The 22,632-nt window shown below is 40.6% G+C and carries 20 protein-coding genes and 1 other annotated feature; of the genes, 15 read left to right on the forward strand and 5 right to left on the reverse strand.

Annotation, left to right across the window (positions count from 1 at the left end; genetic code table 11):
- Nucleotides 1-22: 22 nt before the first annotated feature.
- Complete coding sequence (locus M313_RS0111930) at nucleotides 23-2,962, reverse strand: transglycosylase domain-containing protein (RefSeq protein ID WP_010195455.1); 2,940 nt, start codon at nucleotides 2,960-2,962, stop codon at nucleotides 23-25.
- Nucleotides 2,963-3,120: 158 nt separating this feature from the next.
- Nucleotides 3,121-3,353 (forward strand) — a binding site (T-box leader).
- Between the two features lie 224 nt (nucleotides 3,354-3,577).
- On the opposite strand from M313_RS0111930, the gene tyrS reads away from it, so the two are divergent.
- Complete coding sequence (gene tyrS, locus M313_RS0111940) at nucleotides 3,578-4,840, forward strand: tyrosine--tRNA ligase (RefSeq protein ID WP_029326473.1); 1,263 nt, start codon at nucleotides 3,578-3,580, stop codon at nucleotides 4,838-4,840.
- Nucleotides 4,841-5,501: 661 nt separating this feature from the next.
- Entirely contained in the window at nucleotides 5,502-6,167 is a 666-nt protein-coding gene (locus M313_RS0111945) for a GNAT family N-acetyltransferase (protein WP_010195460.1), read from the forward strand.
- 45 nt (nucleotides 6,168-6,212) lie between these two features.
- On the opposite strand, the gene rpsD is transcribed toward M313_RS0111945, so the two are convergent.
- Nucleotides 6,213-6,815, reverse strand: a complete 603-nt coding sequence (gene rpsD / locus M313_RS0111950; RefSeq protein ID WP_010195462.1) for a 30S ribosomal protein S4 — start codon at nucleotides 6,813-6,815, stop codon at nucleotides 6,213-6,215.
- A 336-nt stretch (nucleotides 6,816-7,151) separates the two neighbouring features.
- Here rpsD and M313_RS0111955 point away from each other — a divergent pair, with 336 nt between their 5' ends.
- From M313_RS0111955 to megL, 4 genes are all read left to right on the forward strand, one after another.
- A complete protein-coding gene (locus tag M313_RS0111955; protein ID WP_010195463.1) occupies nucleotides 7,152-7,772 on the forward strand; it encodes a hypothetical protein in 621 nt (206 codons plus the stop codon).
- A gap of 70 nt (nucleotides 7,773-7,842) precedes the next feature.
- On the forward strand, nucleotides 7,843-8,451 hold the full coding sequence (locus tag M313_RS24600) for a hypothetical protein (RefSeq protein ID WP_050780676.1): 609 nt from the start codon (nucleotides 7,843-7,845) through the stop codon (nucleotides 8,449-8,451).
- Nucleotides 8,452-8,471: 20 nt separating this feature from the next.
- On the forward strand, nucleotides 8,472-9,647 hold the full coding sequence (locus tag M313_RS23465) for a sensor domain-containing diguanylate cyclase (RefSeq protein WP_157182460.1): 1,176 nt from the start codon (nucleotides 8,472-8,474) through the stop codon (nucleotides 9,645-9,647).
- Nucleotides 9,648-9,804: 157 nt separating this feature from the next.
- Nucleotides 9,805-10,992 (forward strand): methionine gamma-lyase, encoded by a 1,188-nt coding sequence (megL, locus tag M313_RS0111965; protein ID WP_010195464.1) that lies wholly within the window; start codon nucleotides 9,805-9,807, stop codon nucleotides 10,990-10,992.
- A gap of 457 nt (nucleotides 10,993-11,449) precedes the next feature.
- On the opposite strand, the gene msrC is transcribed toward megL, so the two are convergent.
- On the reverse strand, nucleotides 11,450-11,938 hold the full coding sequence (gene msrC / locus M313_RS0111970) for a free L-methionine (R)-S-oxide reductase MsrC (protein ID WP_010195466.1): 489 nt from the start codon (nucleotides 11,936-11,938) through the stop codon (nucleotides 11,450-11,452).
- Nucleotides 11,939-12,090: 152 nt separating this feature from the next.
- On the opposite strand from msrC, the gene M313_RS25600 reads away from it, so the two are divergent.
- Nucleotides 12,091-12,183, forward strand: coding sequence for a TetR family transcriptional regulator (locus M313_RS25600; protein WP_087942049.1), 93 nt, complete (start codon nucleotides 12,091-12,093; stop codon nucleotides 12,181-12,183).
- Complete coding sequence (gene refZ, locus M313_RS23470) at nucleotides 12,176-12,721, forward strand: forespore capture DNA-binding protein RefZ (RefSeq protein WP_087942050.1); 546 nt, start codon at nucleotides 12,176-12,178, stop codon at nucleotides 12,719-12,721. The genes M313_RS25600 and refZ overlap by 8 nt, the downstream gene beginning before the upstream one ends.
- A 147-nt stretch (nucleotides 12,722-12,868) precedes the next feature.
- On the opposite strand, the gene hisJ is transcribed toward refZ, so the two are convergent.
- Complete coding sequence (gene hisJ, locus M313_RS0111980) at nucleotides 12,869-13,669, reverse strand: histidinol-phosphatase HisJ (RefSeq protein ID WP_010195469.1); 801 nt, start codon at nucleotides 13,667-13,669, stop codon at nucleotides 12,869-12,871.
- Nucleotides 13,670-13,889: 220 nt separating this feature from the next.
- Here hisJ and M313_RS23475 point away from each other — a divergent pair, with 220 nt between their 5' ends.
- The 3 genes from M313_RS23475 to M313_RS0111990 are packed head-to-tail and all read left to right on the forward strand — an operon-like array spanning nucleotide 13,890 to nucleotide 15,895.
- The gene (locus M313_RS23475; RefSeq protein ID WP_157182461.1) at nucleotides 13,890-15,197 is read left to right on the forward strand and encodes a septation ring formation regulator EzrA; all 1,308 of its coding nucleotides are present in this window, start codon (nucleotides 13,890-13,892) and stop codon (nucleotides 15,195-15,197) included.
- Between the two features lie 23 nt (nucleotides 15,198-15,220).
- Nucleotides 15,221-15,583 (forward strand): septation ring formation regulator EzrA, encoded by a 363-nt coding sequence (locus M313_RS26640; RefSeq protein ID WP_157182462.1) that lies wholly within the window; start codon nucleotides 15,221-15,223, stop codon nucleotides 15,581-15,583.
- A gap of 3 nt (nucleotides 15,584-15,586) precedes the next feature.
- The gene (locus M313_RS0111990) at nucleotides 15,587-15,895 is read left to right on the forward strand and encodes a hypothetical protein (protein WP_010195470.1); all 309 of its coding nucleotides are present in this window, start codon (nucleotides 15,587-15,589) and stop codon (nucleotides 15,893-15,895) included.
- A 476-nt stretch (nucleotides 15,896-16,371) separates the two neighbouring features.
- On the opposite strand, the gene brnQ is transcribed toward M313_RS0111990, so the two are convergent.
- Complete coding sequence (gene brnQ / locus M313_RS0111995) at nucleotides 16,372-17,706, reverse strand: branched-chain amino acid transport system II carrier protein (protein WP_010195473.1); 1,335 nt, start codon at nucleotides 17,704-17,706, stop codon at nucleotides 16,372-16,374.
- 312 nt (nucleotides 17,707-18,018) lie between these two features.
- On the opposite strand from brnQ, the gene M313_RS0112000 reads away from it, so the two are divergent.
- The 4 genes from M313_RS0112000 (at nucleotide 18,019) to mbcS (ending at nucleotide 22,547) form a co-directional block, all read left to right on the forward strand.
- Complete coding sequence (locus M313_RS0112000; RefSeq protein ID WP_010195475.1) at nucleotides 18,019-19,155, forward strand: cysteine desulfurase family protein; 1,137 nt, start codon at nucleotides 18,019-18,021, stop codon at nucleotides 19,153-19,155.
- A 6-nt stretch (nucleotides 19,156-19,161) separates the two neighbouring features.
- Nucleotides 19,162-20,370: a tRNA uracil 4-sulfurtransferase ThiI gene (gene thiI, locus M313_RS0112005; protein WP_010195476.1), complete on the forward strand. Its 1,209-nt coding sequence runs from the start codon at nucleotides 19,162-19,164 to the stop codon at nucleotides 20,368-20,370.
- Nucleotides 20,371-20,461: 91 nt separating this feature from the next.
- Nucleotides 20,462-20,665 (forward strand): alpha/beta-type small acid-soluble spore protein, encoded by a 204-nt coding sequence (locus M313_RS0112010; protein ID WP_010195477.1) that lies wholly within the window; start codon nucleotides 20,462-20,464, stop codon nucleotides 20,663-20,665.
- A 292-nt stretch (nucleotides 20,666-20,957) separates the two neighbouring features.
- A complete protein-coding gene (gene mbcS / locus M313_RS0112020; protein WP_010195479.1) occupies nucleotides 20,958-22,547 on the forward strand; it encodes an acyl-CoA synthetase MbcS in 1,590 nt (529 codons plus the stop codon).
- Nucleotides 22,548-22,632: the final 85 nt, after the last annotated feature.

The raw sequence follows: 22,632 nt of genomic DNA on the forward strand, positions 1-22,632 counted from the left end.
TTAAGTGGTTTATGAGAGGAAATCAATCTTCCCCGTCATCTCCGCTATCATCTGGCGGAGGATCTGTAGAGTTATCGTCGCCGTCATCATTTCCTCCACCATCGTTTCCACCGCCGTTTCCATTACCTCCACCATTGGAAGGTGGTTTAGGATCTGGCTTTGGCTTAGGTTTTGGTTCTTCTTTTTTATCCGGGTCTCCTAGTTTTGCTGAGCTTGATGGAGATGATTCTTTTCCACTAGCATTAATAGCTGTTACATAAAAGAAACCGGATTTTTGAGATATCTTCGTGCTCGTGTTCTCACCAGCTTGCACGGATGCAATTTTTCGAGCGGAACTTGAGCTGTTTGATTTATAGTAGACGTAATATCCAATCACATCTTTTTCTGAGCTTGAGGCCCACGTTAAAGTCGACCCGGATACGTTTACACCGCCAACTTGTTTCGGTGCCGACCCGTTAGCTGGAAGAGGATCCTCTGAAAGTACCGTCAGCCCATCAAAGATGCTTTTATCCTTCATGTACTTAGCGAGTTCTTCCAAGCTATCAAGTTGAAGTTTCTTCAAGAAATCCGGCTTAATCATCGGCCCTTCTTTAACAAATTCGGATGGAGTTGAACTTAAAGGTGCATAAGCAACGTCCCCGATTTGAACATATTTACCTGTTGTTAAACTATCATCAGTTTTTGTTGGAGCATATTTTGCATTGAAAATATCTTCTCCAACTAGACCTGCTTTTTGGCAAAGGTCGGATGGTAGTAATCCTGACAACTTACAATAGCTACGGCGAACGATTCCGCCTGGCATTTGGAACTGTCCGGATGGACCAATTAATTCTGGGTTGATATCGTAGGCACCGTTTAGTAATTGAGCCCAGAGTATCTGGCTTCTTTGGGTAGGGGTTCTACCACTGTTGGCTGTTAACACATGCCTCTCATCGTAACCCATCCATAATCCGAAAGTAACATTTGGGTTGGATCCCATCATCCAGATATCATGGGTATCTTGGGTAGTTCCCGTTTTACCTGCCCAGTCAGAATTAAATTGGAGGTGGTCCCTTGCTACGTTAGCTGTTCCTCTTCTGAAAGTGTCGCGCATTGTATCTATCATTAAATAAGCTGTTTGTGGAGAGTAAATTTCTTTAGGTTCCACTTTGTGTTCATAGATGACATCGCCATCTTTTGTTTTAATACTCTCAATCAGATATGGTTCAACGTAATTTCCACCGTTTGCAAATGTTACGTAGCCTGCCGTATTTTCTTCTACACTAACCCCAACCGATGGAGAGCCAAGAACAGCTGAAATGTTTGCAGCATCCCCTTGGGTTAACTTCGTAAAATTTTGCTTGAAAAGGTATTCCATTGGACGTTGAGGCAGGATTTCCATATATCCACGAATAGCCGCTAAGTTGTGCGATAACGCCACAGATTGGCGTACTGTTTGAAGCCCATTGAACTGGTTATTCCAGTTGTTCGGTGACCAAGGGTCTTGTCCAGGAAGGTTGACGGTCAACGGTGTATCCGCAAGTATGCTACCCGGCTGGAGTGTCCCCATTTCATAAGCAGGTGCATAGCCAAGTAAAGGCTTCATGGTAGAACCGTTATGGCGCCAAGTGTTGGTTGCGAAGTTCAGATCCTTCAGTTTGAAGTCCCGACCTCCAACAAAACTGATAATTGCTCCCGTTTTGTTGTCCATTAATAGGGCACCAACTTGCTCGGCGTTTTTGGCAACCAATTTTCCTGTATCAGGGTTGGTTTCTTCTTCATAAGAATAAACCTTTGTTTCATTAAAATAAGGAAACTCCTCTGTAAGCTGTCTCATTTTCGAATAGATATCTTTATCTATCGTTGTTTTGATAACATAGCCTTTTTGTCTAAGGGTGGTATCAGCTAGCTGTAAATATTCTCTAAGCAATTCTTCATTGTTATCTAATTCTTCTTGTTCATAACCGTCGTTAATTGCCAGTTGCTGTGCAATAATTTCTTGTGCTCGTTCTTCGATTTCAAAAGCTACATACGGGTATTCTTCGATGGCACTGCTAGTAGGCTCTGCTAGATCTTTTGTGATGTCATAAGCAAGAGCTTCTTCATACTGTTTCTCATCAATATGCCCCATTTCATGCATACGGAGAAGTACATATCGCATTCTATCAAGACCTGGTTCCAATCCTTCTGGAGTTTTCACTTCCGCTGCACGAGTGAAAGGTGTATAGGCAAAAGGACTTTGTGGAAGCCCGGCTATAAAGGCAGCTTGTGGAATGGACAATTCGCTGATATCCACGCCGAAGATCCCTTCCGCTGCAGTCTGAGCACCAGCTATGTTTCGGCCGTTTGAGTCTCTACCAAAAGGAGAAACATTTAGGTAGGCCTCAAGTATTTCTTCTTTAGAGAAGTAGTTCTCCAATCGAAGGGCAAGGAGAATTTCCTTTGCTTTTCGGTCAAAAGAAACATCATTTGTTAAAATTTGATTCTTGATCAACTGTTGTGTCAACGTACTACCACCAGTTTGGTTGGCGGAGTTTGTTACTTCTTGAACAACGGCACGGACAATCGCTTTTGGTACGACTCCTTCGTGTTCATAGAAGTACTCATCTTCTGTAGAGACAAGTGCGTTAATTAAATGCTCCGATACGTTATCTAGGGACACTTCTTCACGAAGTAGATCTGCTCGATATTTTCCTAAATAAACGTCGTTTGCAAAATACATTTCTGTAGATTCTTCGTAGTTGTAAATGTTTTTTCTCAAATCTTCGTAAGAACGAACAGGTTCTTCTTTGACGAGTGCTGCGAAATAACCTGCACCTGCACCGCCAGCGAATGAAACGCCGATCACGCCGATCACGAGAAAAACAAGAATGAGATTCCACACTACTAAATATGTAATGTTGGCGCCTTTTTTCGTCTTATTATTTATAAAAAATTGAAAAAAGGTCTGTGATTTTTCTTTGAACTTGTCGTAGTTTGACATATTTTATCTACCCCCCGGCAAATCATACTAATTATAGCATATTGAGGTTTTATAGCGACAAACTTTTTGTTTTCTTCCAAAATTTTCTTGATCTTTCAGTTGACATGATACGCTTTTTTATGGTAAAAAGACTTTATATAAATTTTTGATTAGTTATAGAATGTGCTAAGACAGGAATAAGTAGTACAAATAGGCATGCTTAAAGAGAGCTGATGGTTGGTGAGAATCAGTACACCTGTTTGGATGAATTACCTCCTCGAGCATCTTTTGGGAACGGCCAAGTTTTGGGCTTAGTAGCAGGAGACGGTGAGAACCGTTATATTTTTGAGTGGGAAAGCGGATTTGTCTGCTTTTCAATTAGGGTGGTACCGCGTATAAACTCGTCCCTTCTTTTACAGGAGGGATGGGTTTTTTTGTGTTTAGGTACTTCGACACCGCTGATGCTCTCCGCAAATGGCTTCGCTTATCCAGAGGGCGACCTTGAGCCTCCTCGGCAAGCCTGCGGGGTCTCAACAATGTCGCTACTCTCCCGCTGGAGTCTACGCCTTTTGCTCCGAGCATCAGCTGCGAAATCCACTAAATTTTATTAATTTAAGAAGCATAAAAGGAGTGTCTATCATGAGTTTATTAGAGGATTTACAGTTTAGAGGGTTAGTGAATCAGGTAACGGATGAAGAGGGTTTGACGAAGCTATTATCCGAGGAAAAGGTGAAGTTGTACTCTGGTTTTGATCCGACAGGGGACAGCTTACATATCGGGCATTTACTGCCGATTCTTACTTTGAGAAGATTCCAGCAGGCAGGTCACCATCCAATCGCGTTGGTAGGTGGAGCAACTGGATTAATCGGGGATCCTAGTGGAAAAAAAGCGGAACGTACTCTGAATACATCCGACATCGTAGTCGAGTGGTCTAACAGAATTAAAGGGCAGCTTTCTCAGTTCTTGGATTTCACAGCTGCGGAAAATCCAGCAGTGATTGCAAACAACCATGACTGGATTGGGGAAATGAATGTTATTTCTTTCCTTCGTGATGTTGGGAAGAACTTTGGTCTTAATTACATGCTTGCAAAAGATTCCGTTCAATCTCGCATTGAATCTGGTATCTCTTACACGGAATTCAGTTACATGATTCTTCAATCTTTGGACTTCTTGCATTTATACAGAGGTCAAAATTGTAAGCTTCAAATTGGAGGAAGCGACCAATGGGGAAATATCACTGCAGGAATGGAGTTAATCCGTAAATCTGAAGAAAATGCCAAAGCATTTGGTCTGACGATTCCTCTTGTGACAAAAGCGGATGGCACGAAATTCGGTAAAACAGAAGGCGGAGCAATCTGGTTAGACCGTGAGAAGACGTCTCCATACGAGTTCTACCAATTCTGGATCAATACAGATGATCGTGACGTTGTGAAATACTTAAAGTTCTTTACGTTCTTGTCTCACAGTGAGATTTTGGAACTTGAAAAAGAATTGCAAGAAGCACCGGAAAAACGTTCTGCACATAAACGTCTTGCAGAAGAAGTTACGAAGTTGGTACACGGTGAGGCTGCTCTAGAACAAGCAATCCGCATTTCTAAAGCATTGTTCAGTGGATCCATCTCTGAACTTTCTGCTGATGAAATTAAACAAGGTTTTGCAGATGTGCCTTCTTTTACAGTGGAAAATGAAGAGCAGCTGGCATTAGTGGAACTGTTGGTGGCAAGTAAGATCGCACCTTCTAAGCGTCAAGCGCGTGAAGATATTACAAATGGTGCCATCTCCATTAATGGAGAGAAGGTTCAGGATCTTGCTTATGTGTTAGGTGAAAGCGACCGTATTGAAGGGCAATTTACTGTGGTAAGAAGAGGGAAGAAGAAATACTTCCTTATTAAATACTAATCTTTTGTGAGGGGCTGTCCGTTTGGGCAGTCTTTTTTTTGCGTGGTAGGAAATTAGCTCAAAAACTTTCTTGATGAGGACCTCAGAGGAGGCGGTATGGAGTGAGAGACGTCTTCATAGACGGTATGAAGACGTCCGTGAGGTGAAAAAAGAGTGAGAGATGTCTTCATAGATGGTATGAGGACGTCGGTGACGTGAAATTGGATGGAAAGATGTCTTCATAGACGGTATGAAGACGTCCGTGAGGTGAAAATGGAGTGAGAGATGTCTTCATGGACGGTATGAGGACGTCCGCGATGCGAAAATGGTGTGAGAGATGTCTTCATAGGCGGTATGAAGACGTCTGTGAGGTGAAAATGGAGTGAGAGATGTCTTCATAGATGGTATGAGGACGTCGGTGACGTGAAATTGGATGGAAAGATGTCTTCATAGACGGTATGAAGACGTCCGTGAGATGAAATTGGACGGAGAAATGTCTTCATGGACGGTATGAGGACGTTCGTGAGGTGAAAATGGAGTGAGAGATGTCTTCATGGACGGTGTAAAGACGTCCGTGACGCTATAATGGAGTTAGAGATGTCTTCATGAAAGCTATCAGTGATCACTAACGTAAAAGATTAATAGATGGTAGACTTAATAGTAAAGCGAGGGGGGATTAGTGTTGTATAAAAAAGAGGTTTTCGTTTTTAATCAAGACCAGCCGGTTAAAGCCACTATCCGAAACTACCAGCAAAAGGACTTCGCGCAATTGATCCGCGTGCAGCAGGAATGTTTTCCGCCACCTTTTCCGTCAGAGTTGTGGTGGAATGAGGAACAGCTGAAGAACCATGTGGATTTGTTTCCAGAAGGGGCTCTGTGTGTAGAAATTGATGGGTGGATTGCTGGATCCATGACAGGTTTGCGTGTCCATTATACTCCAGGTGAGCCTGACCATACCTGGGAACACATTACGGATAATGGCTACATCAGAAACCATGAACCTGAAGGCAACACCTTGTATGTGGTGGATATAAGCGTAAGTCCAATTTACCGCAAACTAGGGCTTGGAAAGTGGCTCATGCAATCCATGTATGAAGTTGTCATTCAACATGGGATGGAACGTTTATTGGGTGGTGGAAGGATGCCGCACTTTCATAAGTATGAGGATGAAATGTCAGCAGAAGGCTATCTGGAAAAAGTGGTTAACGGCGATATCAAAGATCCCGTCCTCACGTTCCTTTTACACTGTGGACGAACCCCGGTGAAAGTGGTCGGAAATTACTTAGAAGACGAAGACTCACGTAACCATGCCACATTGATGGAATGGAAAAATCCTTTTAGGCAATAAAAAAACAGGACGGAAAATTCCGTCCTGTTTTCTTGGTCATCACTATTAACGAGAGTAGAACTCAACGATTAGTGCTTCATTGATTTCAGCAGCTAATTCAGAGCGCTCAGGTAAACGAGTGAACGTACCTTCTAAAGCGTCAGCAGTGAAAGTTAGGTATTCTGGTACGAAGTTGTTTACTTCTACAGATTCCTTAACAGAGCTTAGGTTGCGAGACTTTTCGCGAACACCGATTACTTGACCAGGCTTCACGCGGAAAGATGGGATGTCTACGCGAGATCCATCAACCGTGATGTGACCGTGGTTAACTAATTGACGAGCTCCACGACGAGTGCGAGCAAGACCTAAACGGTAAACTAGGTTGTCTAAACGAGATTCTAAAAGAATCATGAAGTTTTCACCGTGTTTACCTTGCATTTTACCAGCAGCATCGAAAATGCTACGGAATTGACGCTCATTTACGCCGTACATGTGACGTAATTTTTGTTTTTCTTGTAATTGTAAGCCGTACTCAGAAAGCTTTCTACGTTGGTTAGGACCGTGTTGTCCTGGTGCGTAAGGACGCTTTTCTAATTCTTTACCTGTACCGCTTAATGAAACGCCTAGACGGCGAGAGAGTTTCCAACTTGGACCTGTATAACGAGCCATGAATGACTCCTCCTTCGTGTTATTATTTGTTGTAAAATAATAACAGATGTGACTCATCTACTTGACCATTTTGTTTTCATGTATCCTCGCTCTGCAGCAAAGAGTTACACGATACACCTCCGAAAACTAGTTACGGGGAACAAAATGAATCAACATAGCATACCACATAGGCTGCAATATTTTACACAAACGCTATTATATCGGAAAAACGGATAAGAAGTCAAGGATAGTTTAGAAAAGGTTGGGGACTTAAAAAAATTGCGGACTATTAAATAGGATAAAGTAGCAGAAGTTTATGATATAATTTTTTCAGAATTATATCAAGGTGGAATGAAGATGTATAAAGAGACAGGCAAGGAAAAAATAATCCGATTCAGCATTATTTCAGCGATTGCTGCAGTAACGCTCTATCTATTTGTGAGTCAATATACTCCAACCAGCGATCCAGCCGTTGTTCAACCAGAACAGAACCAGGTAAAACAAATGACTGTCGTTCTCCAGGAAATCAATGAAGAATATCATGCACCAAAGCTAGCCATGGTAAAAGAACATGAAAATCAACCTATGCTGATTATTTACGAAGTGGACGTAGAAAGTAACTATCGCTTTGAAACCCAGTACGCAATAAATCTAGCAGATGCTCCGACCGATATAAAACGTGATGACGTCTCAGATGGAGTTTGGTTGAAGACAGAAGACAGCAAATGGACTTATTATGATCGGGAGCTAGAGCAAGTAAAAAGGGAAGAGAAAAATATCAGCAAGGAACAGCCAACATTTTCAGTAGATATAAACGAAGTTGATTCTAAACAGTATGAACTACAAATTAAGAATGAAGATGGTACTTTGCTAAAAAAGGAACTTGATGAAGAACCATTGTCTGTCGTTCGACTCTCTGAACAGAATGATCTTTGGTTTGTTGTATTTGAGAAAAATACGATTTTATTAGTTCCTTAAAATAATACTAGGAAATTGTTACCTGTTAAAGTTATAATATAGGTAATAAGTAATATAAAAGGTGAAAAAAATGGAATCTAATAACAAAATGCTCGAAATTAAAAGCAGAATATTTGATTTTTTCCTTTCGTCTTCCAATCTAACGCAAACTACCTTTCTCACACAGTTGCAACTGTTATTGAAAGAAGAACTCCAAGCAGAGCAGGCTATTGTAACGTTGGAAGAGAATCTTCTTTCACAAGATCAATCTCTTATTTGTGAGCAGGCAGTTTCCTACACTATTTCTTCAAGTGAAGGTAGTAATTTGGAAAATGTGGTCATTCCTCTTTTTGATGAGGAACATGCAATCGGCAAAATTGACCTTCATTTTCTTTCTCCTGTACCTCTTCCATTAGATAGCTTCAATCAAATGTCAAAAGAACTCTCAATAATTTTTCAACATTATAATCAATACATATTTAAAAGATACGAAGAAAAGCAATATGAGGAATTGTATGCCATTACATCCAAATTTCATTCGGCAATGTCTGTGGACGGAATTTTATCTGAAGTGATCAAACTGTTACAAAGAATGTATGAGGACTTTTCTTATCTTCTCTTGTTAACTTCAGATAATGATGACCTTAAACATTTACCTATAAAAAATTGGATTTTGATGATAACAATATCTGTGCCATGAATGCTTATGTGACAGGTGAGGTGCAATTTGAAAACTCTATTAAGGACAGAAGAGCGAATATCTATATTCCGATAAAAGGTGGACAAGGAGTATATGGTGTCATGCAAATCATTTCCTTAGACGCTGCGACCCTTCCTGAATCAGAAATCAAATTTATAAAACTACTTGCAGACGCAACAGGTGCAGCGCTGGAGAATACGCAACTGTATGAACAATCCAAGCAAGTAATAACCGATTTGCAACTGATCAATGAAACTTCCCATCAATTAAATACAAACTTAAGATTGACCGAAGTGACCTCCTTTATGGTTAAAAAAATCCTCCAGTCTTTTCATGCAAAAGAAGTAGCATTTGTTTTTTATCAAGAAAAAGGGATGGAGATTTTGCCAGGTTCTACAGAATTCTTCCAGCAAAGCGATATGAAAGAATATCTAACGCATATGAAGGAGTTTTTATATTCTGACGGGGAGCCGCTTTTCATCGGAGATCTTCGAGTACATAAACGTTTATCGGACCTTCCTTTCTGTTCTTGTATGGTGATTCCCATGCTCATACCGAATGGGGGGAAGGGAGCTTGTGTCGTGACACATCCCTTGCCGTATTTTTTCAGCTTTGAACAATTTAAGCTGTTGCAGTCACTTATTCACCATTCAACTTTGGCTTTTAATAACTCCATGTTACGAGAAGAGTTGGAGAAATATGTGATTACAGATTACCTCACAAAACTTTATTCTCGAAAATATTTGGATGATAAAATTAAGAAATCGATGAAAAATGATTCCTTTGGTACATTTATCCTGTTGGATATTGATGACTTTAAAATTGTTAACGATACATATGGTCATCAAGTAGGGGATAAAATCCTCATCCAAGTTGCCAATATTATCAAAACAAATATTAGAGAGACCGATATTGGAGCAAGATGGGGTGGAGAAGAGCTCGCAATATATCTACCGAAAGTAGATTTAAATCTAGGGGAGAGTATTGTCGTTAGAATCATAGAAAAGATCAGGGAAGAGACTGACCCGGGTGTAACAGTTTCTTGCGGCCTTTCCTTTTGGAACAAGAATACTCAGGATTCCCCGAAGGATCTCTTTCACAGAGCAGACTATGCTCTTTATAAAGCTAAGGATCAAGGGAAAGATCAATTATGTATAGAAGGTGCTTCTGAAATAAGTGAAAAAGTGAAGAATTGATAATTGCTATTGCCATAACCGTGCCCTTCACCTGTCAAAGATGAAGGGTTTTTTATTATATAACTAATTTTATTCACCTTTAAAGAAAACGCTTTCATTTTTCTGGTGTTTGCCATATGCTAGTAATGGATGGGAAATTGGAAGGGAGAATTTTTTTATGGATAAGCAGAAAAAACAGCAGTTTGAGACGGAAGTTATTCACCATGGGTATGATAGTTCCATTTATCAGGGAAGCTTGGCACCACCAATCTTTCAAACTTCTACCTTTTCCTTTCAAACGGCACAACAAGGGGAAAACAGGTTTGCGGGGGAAGAAGAAGGCTATATTTATTCAAGACTTGGAAACCCGACGGTAAAAATGCTGGAGGAGCGGATAGCGGCTCTTGAAAACGGGGAAGCGGGTCTTGCGTTCGGATCGGGAATGGCAGCAGTGTCCGCTGTATTAATTGCATTAACGAAAAGTAACGACCATATTCTTTGTTCACAAGGAATTTATGGATGTACATTTGGCTTATTACAATTATTGAAAGATAAATATAATGTGTCACACAGTTTTTGTACCATGCAGACAGAATCGGAAATCAGAGAAGCCATCCAACCGGAGACGACTTGCATCTATGTGGAAACACCAATCAATCCAACGATGACATTGATAGACTTGGAACTGATTGTTTCTATAGCGAAAGAAAAAAATATTAAGGTAGTCGTGGATAATACATTCTGCTCGCCATATTTGCAGAAGCCACTAGATCTTGGTTGTGATATTGTGATTCACAGTGCGACTAAATACATCGGCGGTCATGGGGATGTAATAGCTGGCCTAATTGTAGGTTCCAAAGAGATGATCTCTGAAATCTCCATGACTACATTGAAAGATATTGGTGGCGTTATGTCACCATTTGATGCGTGGCTCCTGATTCGTGGTCTGAAAACGTTGCATGTCCGTTTGGACCGCCATTGTGATAATGCCGAATATATTTTTGAACAATTAGAGGTACATCCAATGGTAGAGAAGGTTTTTTATCCAGGTGATAAGAAAAGTGAAGCATATCCGATCATGCAAAAGCAGATGAAAAAGGGCGGGGGGCTTATTTCTTTTACCATTAAAGGTGGAAAAGAAGAAGCGCAAAGGCTATTAAATGAATTGCAGTTGATTAAAATTGCCGTAAGTTTAGGAGATGCGGAAACATTAATCCAGCATCCTTCTACCATGACCCATGCGGTTATACCAAAAGAAAACCGAGAACTGATGGGGATAACAGACAGTCTACTTCGCCTCTCAGTCGGCCTAGAAGGCAAAGAAGACATATGGCAGGACCTCAAACAAGCACTAGATAGTTTATAAGAAACATTATAAAAGCGTCTAACCCTGAGTATTTGGGTTAGACGCTTTCTTAATGAATAAAAAAGCATATAAGTTTGTTGATTTCCGTTCCAGTCGCTTCGCTTGCCTGCGGGCGGTCCGTGAGCCTCCTCAGGCTGCGCCTTCCGGGGTCACCCCTGTCCCTTCCTCCCGCGGGCGTCTACGCGCCTTCCACTCCAATCAACAAGGTGACTTCATGTATTGAAGGGTTTTTGAAAAGGTATTACATAGGTCTACGTTATTTTTAGCTGTGGATTGGAGCAAATGGCGTAGACTCCAGCGGGGGAGTAACGGTAGGTTGAGACCCCGCAACGAAGTGAGGAGGCTCAAGCACCGTCCCGCGGAAAGCGAAGCCATTTGCGGAAAGGAACAGCGGCTATTAACTACCAATTAATGTTTTTTACTAGAAAAGACCGGACATTTTCTGTCTGGATTTTTCTCATGCATCAGCAAGCAAAATAGAAATAAATTTCTCCAGATATATTTTATCCAGCTCATCAAAACGATTCTTGATTGGACTGTCAATATCAAGAACCCCGATAACCTTCCCATCAACTACCATCGGAACAACAATCTCAGACTGTGATGCAGCATCACAAGCGATATGCCCTGGGAAAGCATGCACATCTGCCACAAGCTGTGTTTCCATTGAAGATGCAGCTGTTCCGCACACACCACGCCCGAATGGAATTCTTACACATGCAGGTAAACCTTGAAACGGCCCTAATACTAACATGTCTTGTTTCGTTTCATCTGTTAAATAAAAGCCCACCCAATTTACTTCTGTTAAAAAGACATTTAACAATGCGGACGCGTTGGAAAGATTGGCAATGAAATTAGGCTCATCGGCAATAAGTGCTTGCAATTGTTTAAGCACAAGTTCGTAATTTTCTTCTCTCGAACCTTTATAGTTTTCGACTTGAAACATCATAATCCCCTCGCATTTTTATGACTAATTGTGGAAAAACAACAACAAAAGTAGAATCCCTAATGAAGTTGTCGACATTTAATAAAAGGATATACGTTCATCTTCACGAAATCAATAATTAAGAATCGAAATCACCAGAAAGGGTGAAGAAGATGGAAAAGACAAAGCAAAGAATCATTGATGCTGCAATCATTCTTTTTAACACAAAAGGGTATGATGGAACCTCTGTACGGGAACTTGACTAAAAAGGCAAATGTGAACGTGGGGCACATCTCCTATTATTTTAATAATAAAGTAGGTCTACAGGAACATCTTTTATCTAGTTTCTTTGATCAGTACGTGTCCATATTAGAAAAAGTCTACAAAAAAATGTCCACTTACACTGCTAGGGAATGTCTTTTGGAATGTGTGGAAAAGTCCATGCAGTTTCATCGTGAGAATCGTCAATTGGCAAGATACGTCTATCGAGAGCTTACGTTTGACACTACTCTTGTCAGGGAGATTATGTCTACGTATTTAACGAAGGAAAAGTATTACTTTAAAGCTATTCTGGAAAAGGGGCATAAAAAGAAGGAGTTTCAGGTTCCTTCTGTTCTGATGGCAGTGATGCAATTGAAGAGCATGATCAGTACGCCTTTTTTGCAGTCTCAGTATTTGGCGGAGGTTTGGCATATTATGCCGTATGAGACGTCTGCTGTGGATCAGTATGAGAAGGTGATTGTTAAGTGGTTGGAGCAGTCTGTGTTTGTGGAGCAGGAGCAGCTGGAGAAAATTGCATTATAAAATTCCCACTGACTGTTGATCTTCGCTGCAGGCGCTTCGCTTTCCGCGGGCGATCCGGGAGCCTCCTAACAACGCTTCAGGGGTCTCCCCTGTCCCTTCCTCCCGCAGGAGTCTTCGCGCCTTCCGCTCAGATCAACATGGTTATTCTTATAATAATTCTTTATCAATCCATTCATAGCCTTGGCCGAGTCCTTTTGCTGTGTGCGCGTCGGATCCGTACACGAGGGGGATTTTTCTTTTTTGTGCTTCTTTTGCAACGGATGCAGGAGGATAGGAATCTTCACATAAAGGTTTGACAAATCCTGCACCGTTGTAGTCCAGTTCGTACCCTTTTAAAGCGATGGCATCTAAGATAGGGACGGTATACTCCTGGATGGGTCTTGTGTGAGGAAAGCGTTTTTTGAACTTTTCCACCAAGGTGATATGGCCAATTCTTTTCGGTTTATACGGGCCTAGGTCGCTGTTAATGGATGTTAAGAGAGTAGAAAAATAAGATTCATAAACCGCTGGAAGGCCACCAAAGACCCCAACAATTCTTTCAAACTCCTCTTCACTGAAATCCAAGCAATAATACGCCTCGTCTCTTTTCAGAAAGTGAACAGACAATATGCTGTCATCCAAAAGCGGTCCCAGTTCTCCTAAAATATCTCGCGTTTCTTTTTCATACCCCTCAATATAGTCAACTTCCAATCCGATGTTTATTTTGATGGCAGATGAATAATAGGACTTTATTTTATTCAATTCTTCCATATAGGCAGGAATGCTTACCCAATCCATTGCACTGTCCCGGTCAGGGGCTGGATCGATAAAAGGCTTCGGTAGTGGGGCATGTTCTGTAAAGGAAATTTCTTTGTATTTTAGTTGTAAAGCTTGTTTAATATACTTTTCAATCGTATCTGTGCTACCATGCGGACAATAGGGGGTATGGACATGTTTGTCGATAATCAAGAAAAACCCTCCGATACTAGAAGAAATATGTAAAAAAATTAAAAATATTGGTCAAAAAATGTCGTTTACATGGTATCATAAAAACATTGAAATATAAATAAAATGGGCGTGGAATATATATTAACCCATTTAGCTTTTTTATACATAGATGAATCATGGATTAAGATGAAAAATGTACATAGAAGACAGGAACCACCATCCGGGTAGAAGGGGACTAGGTATGGAATATATTATTGGGATTTTAGCACTAGTAGTTATTTTTATCAGCATTAGTTTTGTTAGGAGAAAGAAAATCTATACAGAAGTGGACCGATTGGAAAACTGGAAAATGTCGATCATGAATAAACCCGTATCAGAAGAACTTTCCAAAGTGAAAGATTTGAACATGACTGGTCAAACAGAACAACTTTTTGAGAATTGGCGTTATCAATGGGACAATATTTTATCAACTGAGCTTATCAACATCGAAGAATACCTCTTTGATGCAGAAGATTTTGTAGATAAGTATCGTTTCAAAAAAGCAAAAGAGGTGTTGTCGATTGCTGACAGCAAACTTCAAGATATTGAACTAAAAATTAAAGCTATTTACGATGAGTTAGATGAACTGATCGGCAGCCAAGCAAAAAGTGCAGAGGAAAATGAAAAATTGGAAGGAAAATATTCTAATTTTAAAAAGCAGCTACTGAACCAACGCCATCAGTATGGAAGCACAACCCCTTTATTGGAGAAAGAATTGGAACAGATTCATCAGCTTTTCGCAGAATTTAATCAATCTATTTCCAATGGAGATTATCTAGTTGCCAGAGAATTGATTACGAAAATTGAGAAAGAATTAGAAGGTTTTGAAATCAAACTAGAACATATTCCAGGACTTTTGATTGAATGTCAGTCTGTCATTCCTAGTCAACTTGCCGAAGTGGAAACGGGCTATAAGGAAATGCTTGCGGAAGGGTACATTCTTGATCATGTAAATCTGGAAAAAAGCATTGCTAGCCTTCAAGATAAGCTGAAGCAGTCTACGAAGTTGCTTATGGAAACAAAAGCTTTAGAGGCAAAAGAAGGAATCGAGCTCATTAAAACAGAAATGGATGAGCTGTATGACCTAATTGAAAAAGAAGTCTTGGCAAAACATTATGTCGTAAAAGAACTTCCATCTGTTGAAGCTATCCTGATTGCCTTGTCTTCTGCAAGTGAGAAGACAAAACAAGAAACCTATGTGGTGCAAGAGAGCTATCAGCTTCAACAGGAAGACATTCAAACACAACAGAAAATAGAAGAATCTATGCTAGCACTCAATGACAGGTATGAGAAACTCAGTGGCCACCTTCTTGATCAGACCATTGCCTTCAGCATATTGAAAGAGGAGCTAGAGGACATCTGTGAGCAAATCAACTCTCTTCAGGAGATCCATCAACAATATACAGAAAGCTTGATGGCATTGCGTAAGGATGAAATGGCTGCAAGGGAGCAGTTGAATTCTTTAAGAAAGATGTTATTTGAAGTAAAGCGTTCTATAGAAAAAAAGTAACATACCTGGGTTGCCGAAAAAGCGTGTATCAAGAGCTTTCTTTGGCGAATGATCAGCTGAAGGCTGTAACGGGGAAATTGGAAGAAAAACCGTTAAATATCGTAGAAGTAAATACGGTGCTTTATGAAGCTGTGACAAGTGTTGAAAAATGTCATGAAGAAGCTATGGAAATCCTTGACCATGCCTACTTGGCGGAAAGTGTCATCCAGTATGGAAACCGATATCGAAGCAAATATCCTTCCATTCATGAAAGCTTGGTAGAAGCAGAGCAGTTATTCAGAAATTATGAATATAAGAATGCTTTGGAAGAAGCAGCTACTTCGTTAGAAAAGGTAGAACCAGGTGTATTGATGAAAATAGAAAAAGTACTGGAAAAGGAAAGTTAACAAGTGAAGTACGCGCAAACTTTCCTTGTAGCCATCCTGCTCATCAGCGGGACCTTTATATGGTACAGTTTTTACTCATCCTTTCAGGAAAAGAAAGAAGAGGCTGCACAACAACCTGCAATCTCTTCCCCTTCCAAGGAAGAAGAAACAGGCCCTCTTCCTTCTGTAGAGCAAGATAGGGAAGAGAAAGTGACGTTCCCACATATTCATCAAGACGGGCTCACTCAACAAATGGTCAAAGAGTGGAACATTGAGAATGAACGAATCGGCATCGACCAACTGCTTTCCCTTCTAGAAAAAAATAAACCATAAGAAAAACCGGGCAAAACCGCCCGGTCTTTTTTAGCTTAAAACAGTAGTTAGTGGTTAATCGCCGTTGTTCCTTTCCGCAAATGGCTGCGCTTTCCGCGGGGCGACCTTGAGCCTCCTCACTTCGCTTCAGGGATCTCAACAATGCCGCTACTTCCCCCGCTGGAGTCTTCGCCATTTGCTCCAATCCACAGCTGGAAGTTACGTAAATGAGGTTAAAGCTTATACAATTATCTAGGTTAGCTGGCTTTTCATGACCCTTCGATGAATGAAGCCACCTTGTTGATTGGAGTGGAAGGCGCGCAGACGCCCGCGGGAGGAAGGGACAGGTGAGACCCCGCAGGTGTAAGCCGAGGAGGCTCACGGACCGCCCGCAGGCAAGCGAAGCGCCTGGAACGGAAATCAACTGTATTTTATACTCTCTTATCTATAAACAAAAGGCTTGGATACTCGCATCCAAGCCTTTTTCTTTATAGATATTAAGCAATACTTTCATTAGATTGCTTGGCTGTTACTGCCCCAACGACAAGTCCGATAATCACGCCAATCACTGCAGGTACCAACCAACCTACCCCTTCATTATAGAAAGGAAGTATGCTGAAGATATCCTGTAGAAATGTGATATTAATTTCAGCCACAGCCAATCCATCCACAAAACTTACAATGCCTGTGAATAGTAAGGCAAAGCCATATACAAACGACTCATTTCTCCAACGATAGAACGAAAGGAGAATCAGTACAATTGCTAATGGATAAATCATAATCAATATAGGTAACGAGATGGTAATCAATTGCTCAAGACCGACATTTGACACAACCAAACTAAAGATAGATAAGATTGCAACAAATATCTTATAAGATACAGATGGCATGATTTTGGAAAAGAACTTGCTTGTCGCAGATACAAGTCCCACAGATGTCGTCAAGCATGCAAACGTGATGGCAAGACCTAAAATAACAGCCCCGATAGAACCAAAAAGATAATTGGCTGAGCCAGATAAAATTTGTCCACCATTTCCTGCAGCGCCGACTGCATCAAGACTTGTTGCCCCAAGGTAAGATAACCCACCGTAAACGATAGTAAGACCTATTGCGGCAATAAATCCTGCTTTTAAACAAAGAGAAGTAATCGTTTTTTTATCTGTTACCCCTTTATCCTTAATTGCAGATATTACAACAATTCCGAAAACTAAAGCTGCAATGGTGTCCATTGTCAGATAGCCTTCAAGGAAGCCCTTAAAGAAAGGTGATTCTTGGTAAGGCTCGGTTGGAGCACCAATAGCACCCATCGGAGTGACGATACTCTTCACAACAAGAATGCCAATAACAAGTAACAAAAGGGGGGTCAGGATTTTCCCAATTCGATCAACAAGTTTTGCTGGATTTAATGCAAGATAATACGTAATAGCAAAGAATACTAAAGTAAACAGAAAGAGTGCCCAACCTTGTGGGTTAACGGATTCAGGTAAGAAAGGTGTTGCACCGATTTCAAAGGCTACAGTACCTGTACGCGGTATTCCAAAGAATGGCCCAATCGCTAAATACATAATAATAGTAAAAATAATTCCGAAAATTGGATGTACACGATTAGCTAGTGTTTGAAGGTCGCCACCTGTATAAGCAATGGCCATTACTCCAAGTAGTGGAAGGCCAACGCCTGTAATCAAGAAACCTATAACAGATATTCCAAGGTTATCACCGGCTGCTTGTCCAAGTAATGGAGGGAAAATCATATTCCCGGCACCTAAAAATAAGGCAAACAACATTAGTCCCAATACCAATATATCCTTATTTGTATATATTTTTTTATGCATGAAAATCCTCCTGATGAGAAAATGAAATGAATACGTTTTCATCCTACCATAATTTTGATGAAATTTGTCGAATAACATAAAAGTTCAACAATTCAATATATTAGAAAAACAATTATTAGTGTAACATGTCTATACATGTATAGAAAGGGAAAAGGTAATATTTCTAATAAATACCTCTTTCATGGTCATATAAAGGACGGCATTTCTTTTCCAAGGTTATAAAATGTGCTAACATTAATATTCGCTTAGAAGAAAATATTATCTATATTAATTGATGATATAAATTCCTCATCAGAACTATGGAGGATGACCATGATTTATTTAGACAACAGCGCCACAACTAAACCATATAAAGAAGTGGTGGATTCTTTTCTTAAGGTGTCCACAGAATATTTTGGAAACCCATCTTCGCTTCATTCGCTTGGCGGCGAGGCAGAAATGCTGCTTAACCGTTCAAGGGAGACAATTGCATCCTTGCTGCATGTCCATCATAAGGAAGTCATTTTCACTTCAGGTGGAACAGAAAGTAACAACTTGGCAGTAAAAGGATGTGCTCTGAGTAAAAAAAATATAGGCAACCATATCATTACAACTTCTATTGAACATCCTTCTGTAACGAATGCGATAAAGGATTTGGAAAAGGAAGGATTTGAAGTGACAGTTCTTCCTGTTAATAAGGAAGGAAGAATTACGAAAAAGCAAGTAGAAGAAGCGTTGACAAAAGAAACGGTGTTGGTTTCCATCATTCATGTAAATAATGAAACCGGGGCAATCCAACCTGTAGAAGAAATCGGCGAAATGCTCAAGAACCACCTAAATGCAAGCTTTCATGTTGACCATATACAAGGAATTGGCAAGGTTCCATTACGAATGGACACAATAGACCTTTGTTCTCTTTCGGCTCATAAGTTTCACGGATTAAAAGGAAACGGGGTCCTGATTGCCAAAAATGGAGTCAAACTTCATCCAATACTCAGCGGAGGAGACCAGGAATGGACGTTACGATCTGGAACAGAGAACGTAGCGGGAATTGTTTCCATGACGAAAGCGCTCCGAATGACCTTGGAGAAAAGTGAAAATCACTTATCTAATTTACTTCAATTAAAGCACTATCTTCTTGATGAGTTGGAGCAGATAAAGGGAGTTTTTATCCACTCTTACAGAAATCAAAGCGCTCCGCATATTGTCAATTTTTCCGTTCCGGGCATAAAGTCAGAAGTTCTTGTCCATGCATTAGGCACCAAAAATATTTATGTCTCTACAACCTCTGCCTGCTCTTCCAAGCGAAAAGCACCCAGCAAGACATTAACGGCAATGGGAGTGACGAGGGCACAGGCGGAAAGTGCCATCCGAATAAGTATGACATACAGTACAACAAAAGAAGAGATACAATTATTTTTACAAGAGTTTATCCAAGCCATCACCACTATAAAAGAAGTAACGAGGTAAAAGAACATGAACTATGATCACATATTAATCCGATTTGGTGAACTGTCTACTAAAGGGAGAAACCGAAAGCAGTTTGTCCAACGTCTTAGTTTCAATATTTTGGAAAAAATTAAAGACTTCCCAAAGGTCGCTATTGAAAAAAGCAGAGATAGAATGTTCATTAAATTAAATGGAGAGCCTCATGAACAGATTTTGGATAGACTTCAAAGCATTTTTGGCATCCACTCGTTCAGCCTTGCAGTAAAAACGAAAACAGAGTTAGAAGAAATGAAAAATGGAGCATTATTTGCTCTCGAGGCACTACCTTACAAAGGAAAGACGTTTAAAGTGACGGCCAAGCGGGCTTATAAAAACTTTGAACTTGATACCAATGGATTAAACCATGCAATTGGATCGCACCTATTACGTAATACCGAAGATTTAACGGTGAATGTAAAACAGCCTGATATTAATGTCAGGGTTGAAGTGAGAGAGGATGCTACCTACATTACTTGTAAGGATATTGCAGGCGCAGGAGGTCTTCCGGTTGGGACAAGTGGAACGGGTGTGCTCATGCTATCTGGCGGGATTGACAGTCCTGTAGCAGGATACTTGGCAATGAAACGTGGAATTAGATTAGAAGTTGTCCACTTCTTCAGCCCTCCGTACACTAGTGAACGTGCGAAACAGAAAGTAGTGGAACTGACAGAAAGACTGACAGATTTCGGACACTCCATTAATCTGCATATCGTTCCCTTTACAGATATCCAAGTAGCGATTCAAAAGCAAGTGCCTGAAAACTATACGATGACATCCACCAGAAGATTTATGCTGAAGATAGCCGACAAAATTTGTGAAAAAGAGCAAGGGCTTGCAATTATAACTGGAGAAAGCTTGGGACAAGTGGCCAGTCAGACTTTGCAAAGCATGTCGACGATTAATGAGGTTACTTCCACACCGATCATTCGTCCGCTCATTACGATGGACAAAATAGAAATTATGGATATTGCCAAACATATTGATACGTTGGAAATTTCCAACCGTCCTTATGAAGACTGTTGTACCATTTTCACTCCTTCTGCACCTAAAACGAAGCCGAAAAAGGAAAAAATCAATTTTTATGAAAGCTTTTTTGATATAGATAAGATGGTGAACGATGCAGTCGATCGCACTGAAAAGCTACTAATAACAGGGAAAAAGCAAGAAGAAGATAGTGTCATCAACGATTTATTTTAACTGATGGATACTGTGAAGAATTACCATATTTAAAACATGAATGATGCCATGTGTTTTTACACATTCTATATTCACAAGGAGGTGAAAACACATGGCAAACAACAGTTCAAACCAACTAGTTGTACCTGGTGTACAACAAGCTCTTGACCAAATGAAATACGAAATCGCTTCTGAATTCGGAGTTCAACTTGGTCCTGATGCAACTGCTCGCGCTAACGGTTCCGTTGGTGGAGAAATCACTAAACGCTTAGTTCAAATGGCTGAACAAAGCTTCAGTGGCGGTTACCAAAAATAATATATAAAATGGCTACGAGGTGGGGGAAACCCCACCTTTCTTCTATTCTAATCTTGGAGGTGCTTTTTTATGAAGGAGCAAAATCAAGTGGAAAAACAACAGAAGAAACAAGGAAGAAAACGCCGCAACGAACCAAAACATGCGGTTAAATCGAATGAGCAATAACTATTGTTAGAGGCACCTTCTTTTGGGAAGGTGTTTTATTTTTATATAAATTTCCGCAAAATAATTCAAATTATTTAAAAAATTTTGTAATATAGAGATAGTACTATTACAAAGGGGATGACTTCATATGAAAAGAGAAGAACTTTTAGCACCGCAAAAGTACAATCTGGTTGAAGAAGTTGAAAAGTACGCACAAGACAGCGAAAGGCTCGCACTTATTTGGGAAAGCGAGCAAGGGGAGAAAGAACAAGTAACATATCAACAATTAATGAAAGCTGCAAATAAAATTGGAAACGCTTTACTTTCGGAAGGGCTGCAAAAAGGAGATGTGGTCCTGGTCATGATGCCAAGGCTGATTGACAGTTATCAGGTGTATCTTGGAGCACTGAAAGCGGGTGTAGTCGTAATTCCATGTTCTGAAATGTTAAGAGAAAAAGACCTTGCATACCGAATTGAACACGGAGATGTAAAAGGGATCATTACATATCAACCATTTGTGGAACAGGCAGATAAATTGGAGGACGTGGGCAACCTGGTAAGATTCAGTGTTGGTGGACTAGCAGAAAAGGGCTGGACAAACCTGCACGAAGCGATGGAAAAACAATCAGATCAACTTGATTTTGCCAACACCTCAAAAGATGACATGGCATTTCTATCCTACACATCAGGGACAACCGGCAATCCAAAAGGAGTGGTTCATACTCACGGATGGGCTTATGCGCATCTACGTACGACCTCCAAGAACTGGCTAGGAATCGAAGACAATGATGTAGTATGGGCAACTGCAAGCCCTGGTTGGCAGAAGTGGATATGGAGTCCGTTCTTATCGACACTCTGTTCTGGGGCGACAGGATTTGTCTATCATGGCAAGTTCGATCCTAACACATATCTGAAACTTCTGGAGAAACATGAAGTGAACGTCCTCTGCTGTACACCGACAGAGTATCGTCTGATGGCGAAAGTGGATAATCTGAACGCTTATCAGCTACCGCATCTTCACAGTGCAGTATCAGCCGGGGAACCATTAAATCGTGAAGTAATAGATACCTTCCGGAAACATTTCCAAGTTGATGTTCGAGACGGCTATGGTCAAACGGAAAATACGTTGTTACTTGGAGTATTAAAAGGAATGGAAATTAAATCTGGTTCCATGGGAAAACCTACACCAGGCAATAGGGTAACGATCATCAATGAGGATGCTGAAGAATGTGCAGTGGGGGAAGTCGGGGACATCGCAGTACATGTAGAAACGCCGGCACTTTTCAAACACTATTACAAAGATCCTGAACGTACTTCCAGACAATTTAGAGGGGACTACTATATTACAGGTGATAAAGCCAAAAAGGACGAAGACGGTTACTTTTGGTTTGAAGGCAGAAGCGATGATATTATCATCAGCTCAGGCTACACCATTGGACCGTTTGAAGTAGAAGATGCGTTGGTAAAGCACCCGATGGTACGTGAATGCGCCGTGGTGGCGAGTCCTGATGAAATAAGAGGAAACATCGTTAAAGCCTTTGTTGTGTTACAGGACGGGGTAGATCAGGAAGAAGATAAGGTTACTAAAATGCTTCAAGAGCATGTCAAGGAATTGACGGCCCCATATAAGTACCCTCGAAAAATCGAGTATGTTGCCGAGCTTCCGAAAACTACTTCTGGAAAAATAAGAAGAATAGAGCTAAGGCAACAAGAATTGGCTCAAGCGGCACAATCCTGATAAAGAAAAATTTACAAAGGTAAGGCAGTATGGGTGGGGATCAGATTCCTTGACCCCACCTATACTGCCTTTTTTAATGCGATTT

This window comes from Bacillus sp. m3-13 (genome assembly GCF_000175075.1).
Taxonomy (GTDB): Bacteria; Bacillota; Bacilli; order Bacillales; family Bacillaceae_I; genus Sutcliffiella_A; species Sutcliffiella_A horikoshii_C.